Origin of the sequence: Rhizobium sp. Root482, from assembly GCF_001426565.1 — a bacterium.
Lineage (GTDB): Bacteria > Pseudomonadota > Alphaproteobacteria > Rhizobiales > Rhizobiaceae > Pararhizobium.
The window spans coordinates 60,177-66,735 of record NZ_LMFA01000010.1 but is presented as its reverse complement, the minus strand read 5'-3'; the positions used below and the strand labels follow the sequence as shown (position 1 = coordinate 66,735).

Annotated in this window: 3 protein-coding genes; all 3 read right to left on the bottom strand. The window is 61.4% G+C overall.

The window, feature by feature from the left end:
• Nucleotides 1-671: 671 nt before the first annotated feature.
• The 3 genes from typA to ASD31_RS07720 all read right to left on the bottom strand — a co-directional run bounded on the left by typA (nt 672) and on the right by ASD31_RS07720 (nt 6,464).
• Complete coding sequence (gene typA, locus ASD31_RS07730; RefSeq protein WP_056331594.1) at nt 672-2,501, bottom strand: translational GTPase TypA; 1,830 nt, start codon at nt 2,499-2,501, stop codon at nt 672-674.
• 138 nt (nt 2,502-2,639) lie between these two features.
• Nucleotides 2,640-4,205, bottom strand: a complete 1,566-nt coding sequence (locus tag ASD31_RS07725; RefSeq protein ID WP_056331592.1) for an alkaline phosphatase D family protein — start codon at nt 4,203-4,205, stop codon at nt 2,640-2,642.
• A gap of 171 nt (nt 4,206-4,376) precedes the next feature.
• A complete protein-coding gene (locus ASD31_RS07720; RefSeq protein ID WP_056331590.1) occupies nt 4,377-6,464 on the bottom strand; it encodes a M3 family metallopeptidase in 2,088 nt (695 codons plus the stop codon).
• Nucleotides 6,465-6,559 lie beyond the last annotated feature (95 nt).

Here is a 6,559-nt window from a genome sequence, read left to right as displayed (position 1 = left end):
CGGGGCGCGCTTGTGAGGCGCACATGAGGAGCGGCGACTGGGCTTGCCACAAGCAATCCCTTTCGTGGCGTCGCCGATACCGGAGCGATCCGGTCACGCCGAGCGTCACCCTGTGCTAGAAAAAGGTGCCGCCACCCCCGCAGAGAGACCGGAATTGTTCATCGACCAACACTGAACGGGGCGCTGGAAGGCGTCATATAATTTTACTTAACCACGGCACTTTCCAGCGCCCCGGCCAAGTGAATGAAAGCAAACCCACGACGGATGTTTTCCGGGCGTGGCCAAAGGTCGTTGTGGGGTCGGCACTCTCGGAACTCCCTTCTCCCCGGCGGGGAGATGGTGGCCCGCAGGGCCGGATGAGGGGGGCGAAGCCACAACACACCGCGTGGCCAGACGGACAGGAGGCATTGAAAACATGGCAGCGAAAACGATGACTCACCGATGCCGTACCACCCCCTCATCCGCCCTTCGGGCACCTTCTCCCCGCTGGGGAGAAGGGAAGTCGCCGCGCCACAAGAGATGACCACACACTCCCCGCTCCTCACCCTTGGCTTTCTCGCCTGGGAGAAGGGAGGTGCCGATGCCAAGCCTGTGGCGCTGGTCAGCCAAACGACAAAGGCGCAGCAATCGAGATTGCTGCGCCTTTGTCTATTCCGCGGAAACGGTCCTGCTTATGCTGCGCCGCGCGATTTTTCGAAGCGCTTGCGGTCGTTGCTGTCGAGATACATCTTGCGCAGGCGGATGTTCTTCGGCGTCACCTCGACCAGTTCGTCGTCCTGGATCCAGGAAAGCGCGCGGTCGAGCGTCATGCGGATCGGCGGCGTCAGCTTGACGGCTTCGTCCTTGCCGGAGGCGCGCATATTGGTGAGCTTCTTGCCCTTCAGAACATTGACCTCGAGGTCGTTGTCGCGCGTGTGGATGCCGATGATCATGCCGGCATAGACCTTTTCGCCGGCTTCGATGATCATCGGGCCGCGGTCTTCCAGGTTGAACATGGCATAGGCAACGGATTCGCCGGCATCGTTGGAGAGCAGGACGCCCTGGACGCGACCGCCGATATCACCCTTATAGGGCTGATATTCGTGGAACAGCCGGTTCATGATCGCCGTGCCGCGCGTGTCGGTCAGGAGTTCCGACTGGTAGCCGATCAGGCCACGGGTCGGCGCGAAGAATTTCAGGCGAACGCGGTTGCCGCCGGAGGGACGAAGCTCCGCCATTTCGGCCTTGCGCTCGGACATCTTCTGGACGACGATGCCGGAATGCTCTTCGTCGACGTCGATGACGACCTCTTCGACGGGCTCCAGCATCTGGCCGGTTGCTTCGTCCTTGTGCATGACGACGCGCGGGCGGGATACTGCAAGCTCGAAACCTTCGCGACGCATGGTTTCGATCAAGACGGCCAATTGCAATTCACCACGGCCGGAGACGTAGAACGAATCCTTGCCCTCGGCTTCCTCGATCTTCAGCGCGACATTGCCTTCGGCTTCCTTGAACAGGCGATCGCGAATGACGCGGCTCGTAACCTTGTCGCCTTCGGTGCCGGCCAGCGGACTGTCGTTGACGATGAAGGACATGGTGACGGTCGGCGGGTCGATCGGCTGGGCGTGCAGCGCCTCGGTGACCGAGGGATCGCAGAACGTGTCGGCGACCGTGCCCTTGGAAAGGCCCGCGATGGCGACGATATCGCCCGCATGGGCTTCGTCGATCGGCGTACGCTCGATGCCACGGAAGGCGAGGATTTTGGAGATACGGCCATTTTCGATCAGCTTGCCGTCCTGGCCGAGCACCTTGACGGCCTGGTTCGGCTTGATCGAGCCGGAGTGGATACGGCCGGTGATGATACGGCCGAGGAAGGGGTTGGCTTCCAGGATCGTGCCGATCATGCGGAACGCGCCGTCTTCTTCTCCGACGCTCGGTTCAGGAACGTGTTCGAGAACGAGGTCGAGAAGCGGCGCGAGGCCAGCATCCTTCGGACCTTCCGGATTGAGGTTCATCCAGCCGTTGCGGCCCGAACCGTAGAGGATCGGGAAGTCGAGCTGCTCGTCGGTCGCGTCCAGATTCGCGAAGAGGTCGAAGACTTCGTTGATGACTTCTTCGTGGCGGCCGTCCGGACGGTCGATCTTGTTGATCGCGACGATCGGGCGAAGGCCGACTTTCAGCGCCTTGGAGACGACGAACTTGGTCTGCGGCATCGGGCCTTCCGAGGAGTCGACCAGAACGATCGCGCCGTCCACCATCGAAAGGATGCGCTCGACTTCACCGCCGAAGTCGGCGTGGCCGGGCGTATCGACGATGTTGATGCGCGTGCCCTTCCAGTCGATCGAGGTGGCCTTGGCCAGGATGGTGATGCCGCGCTCTTTTTCAAGATCGTTCGAATCCATCATGCGCTCGGCTGTGCGCTGGTTGTCGCGGAACGACCCCGACTGCTTCAGGAGTTCGTCGACAAGCGTGGTCTTTCCATGGTCAACGTGTGCGATGATCGCGATGTTGCGCATTTTCATATGTGAATACTCGGGGGTTTCGGGGCGTATCGGCGGCACGGCCCACATCTTCAATTGCGCGGCTCTTACAGGTTTTTTTGCATTTGCGAAAGGGGGGAGGACAGCAAACTGTTGCGAAACGGTAAAGGACGCGGGTCCTCATACGCCTTGCCCGGCCGGATCGAGCGTGATGCGCCACAGCTCGTCGTCCTGCCTGTCCATCAGCCGCACCGTCATTTGCCCCGTCCGGCCGTTGATATCGACCAGCCCGAAAAACTGCAGCCCGGCCGAAGGTGGAAGGTTGCTGTCGGCGCCGCCGCCGGAGGCCTTGATGAAGCGCACCTGCGGGCCGAATGTCATGTCCAGTTCCTTCGGCCCGTAGGTGCCCGAATGCAAGGGACCGGAAACGAATTTCCAGAAAGGCAGGAAGTCTTTGAAGGCGGCGCGTGCGGGGTCGTAGTGGTGGGCGGCGGTATAATGCACGTCGGCCGTCAGCCAGACGATATTGTGAACGGCATTGTCACGGATAAAGGCAAGGATTTCGGAAAACTCCCTTTCGCGGCCGCTCGGCGCGCCATTGTCGCCATTGGCGACGCCATCCGTTCCGCGGCGATGGGTGTAGTCGTCCCAGACGACGAGGCCGAGCGGCATGTCGCTGGCAATCACTTTCCAGGTGGCGGTGGACGCGGCGAGTTCGCGTTTCAGCCAATCCGCCTGGCGCCAGCCGAACAGGTCCGCATCCGCATCTCCCTGGTTGGCGCCGCGGTAGGAGCGCAGGTCGACGAAGAAGACGTCGAGCAAGGGACCATAGGCGATCTTGCGGAAAATCCGGCCCGGCTGGGCAGGGATGGCGCGGATCGGCGTCATTTCCTGGAATGCCCGCATGGCCCGGGCGGCATAGACGGAAACATCCTTTTCCGGATAACGCGGATCGTCACGCAGATCCGTCGAGGCCGACCAATTGTTCAGGACCTCGTGATCGTCCCACTGGTAGAAGGTCGGGCAGGCGGCATGCAGGGCGCGGACATGCTCGTCGAGAAGATTGTATTTCCACTGGCCGCGATATTCGGCAAGCGTGCGGGCGACGTCACGTTTCTCCGGCGTGACGATGCGGTTCTTCCAGATCGTTCCGTCCCTGAGCGGTATTTCGTCGGGCATGGGATTGTCGGCATAAATCGTGTCACCGGAATGGATGAAGAAATCCGGCTCGTGCAATTGCATCGTCGAATAGGTCTTCATGCCGACATCGTCGATGCCCCAGCCCTGGCCGGCCGTATCGCCCGACCAGACGAAACGCACCGAGCGGCGGCGCAGTGGTGCTGTCCGGAACCGACCGGTGATCGGTTCCGAGACGCTGTTGCTGTCGTAAAGATCGGTGGCGATGAAACGGTAGAAAATATCCTGATCCGGCAGCAGATGGTCGAGCGAATATTTCACCGCGAAATCGCTGCCCGGCAGGGCGTCAGTCGGCGGAAGCCGGACGGGTGCCGAAAAACTTTCCGTCGTCGAGTATTCGACCGCGATGCGCGATGGACGATCGACCCGCGTCCAGATCATGCCGGACTTCGTGTCGACATCGCCCGATTGCACGCCATGGGTGAAGGCGGGCCTGCCGAAGTTGCGGGCGTAGAAGGGCGCGGCGAGAACCGACGTGGCTCCGAGCCCCGCGGCTCCTGCCGACAGAAGAAAGGAGCGACGGGACAATCCGTTCTCGACACCAACCAAAACCGCCTCCGGACCATCTCAGAATCGGGGAAATCCCGAGACGGACCTTTGGCGACGCGGATGTCAGTTCCTTTGCAGAACGGTGAATCTATTGGGAAGCTTTGGTGACGGATCGATGACGGCTTGCCGAACGGTATCCGGTTTACGACGACCGAAATCCGGGCCTCCCTCTCAGGCGTCGGCGCCCTTGAGCGGCTCGGTGATTGCCAGCCCTTTTTTCGCCAGCATCGCATCCGGACTCGGCAATTTCCCGCGAAACGCCCGATAGGCGTCCTCCGGATCGATCGAGCCGCCGACGGAATAGATGTTCTCCTTCAGCTTGCGCGCCATTTCGGGGTTGAAGGCATTGCCGGTTTCCTCGAAGGCGGCGAAGGCATCGGAATCGAGCACTTCCGACCACATGTAGGAATAGTAACCGGCCGAATAGCCGCCGGCGAAGATGTGCTGGAAATGCGGCGAGGCATGGCGCATGACCAGCGACTTCGGCATGCCGAGCTTGTTCAGCACTTCCGCCTGCACCGCCATCGGATCGTCGATTGCCCCGCTCGTGTGAAAGGCCATGTCGACGATGGCCGAAGAGGTGAACTCCACCGTGTTGAAGCCGGCATTGAAGGTGCGGGCCGCCAGAACCTTGTCGAGCAGCGCCTGCGGCATCGGCTCGCCGGTTTCGACATGAACGGCATATTGCCTGAGGATCGCCGGCACGGTCAGCCAGTGTTCGTAGAGCTGCGAGGGCAGTTCGACGAAGTCGCGGGATACGGCTGTGCCCGAGACGGTGGGATAGGTGACGTCCGAGAGCATGCCGTGCAGCGCGTGGCCGAATTCGTGGAACAAAGTGCGGGCATCGTCGAGCGACAGCAGCGCCGGCTTTCCCTGCGCCGGCTTGGCGAAGTTGCAGACATTGTAGATGATCGGCAGTTCGCCGGTCTCGCCGTTTTCCAGCGGCAGCTTGTGCTGCGACTGGAAGGCGCTCATCCATGCGCCGGACCGTTTCGAGCTGCGCGCGAAATAATCGCCCAGGAAAAGCGCGATCAGTCTGTCGTCTGCGTCACGGATTTCGAAGACGCGGACATCCGGATGGTAGGCGGTGACGCCCTTCTTTTCGACGGCGCGAAGGCCGAACAGCCGGTTGGCGACGTCGAAACAGGCTTCGATGATCTTTTCGAGCTGCAGATAAGGTTTCAGCTCGGCTTCGGAGAAATCGAATTTCCGGGCACGGATGCGTTCCGCATAGAAGCGCCAGTCCCAGGGCATGACGTCATGGTTCCTACCGTCCTCGGCAATCATCCTGGCGATATCGGCCTCTTCCTCGCGGGCTCGTTTGACCGCTTTTTCCCAGACGGCGTAAAGCAGTCCGTTCACGGCGGCCGGGGTCTTTGCCATGGTGTTGTCGAGCTTCAGTTCGGCGAAATTGCCGTAACCGAGCAGGTTCGCCGTTTCACTGCGAAGAGCGAGAATATCGCGGATAATGCCGCGGTTGTCGGTCTCGCCGTCATTGGCGCCCCGGGCGATCCAGGCCTTGAAGGCCTGCTCGCGCAGGTCACGGCGCTTTGAGAAGGTGAGAAAGGGCTCGATAATCGAGCGCGACAGCGTGACGGCATATTTGCCGTCCTCACCGCGCTCGCGTGCCGCCGTCGCCATCGCATCCTTCAGGAAATCCGGGATGCCTTCAAGTTCGGCACCATCGGAAAGAGCGAGCGACCAGGACGTCTCGTCGGCAAGCACGTTCTGGCCGAATTTCGTGCCGAGGCTCGCCATCTTCTCGTTGATCGCGGCCAATCTCTCCTGCTCGGCTTTCGGCAGTTTGGCGCCCGATTTGACGAAGCCCTTCCAGTGCCGCTCGAGCACCCGCGTCGCCTCCAGATCGAGGCCGAGCGTTTTGCGATCCTGCCAGAGCGCATCGATGCGGGCAAAGAGCGCAGCATTCATGCTGATCTTCGAATAATGGCGCGACATTTTTGGGGAAATATCTCGCTCCAGCGCCTGGATGATCTCATTGGTATGGGCGCCGGCGCGGTTCCAGAACAGCGCGGAAACGCGCGAAAGCGCTTCGCCGGCAAGTTCGAGGGCAATGATCGTATTGTCGAAGCTCGGCGGCTGCGGATTGTCGGCGATCGCGTCGATATCGCGCTCATGGTCGACAAGGGCGGCGTCGAAGGCGGCTGCAAAGTCCTCGTCCCTGACGGCTTCGAAGCGCGGCAGGCCGTCCGGCCCGTTCCATTCGGTGATGGCGGGGTTCATCGCTTGGGTCGAGGTCATGGCTAGTCCTTTCGCATTCCGATGTCCGCCAGGGCGGCACTGCCCCATCTTTTCGGCAGCGATTGTGGAGATATCAAGTTCGCCGGCAAGGCAAC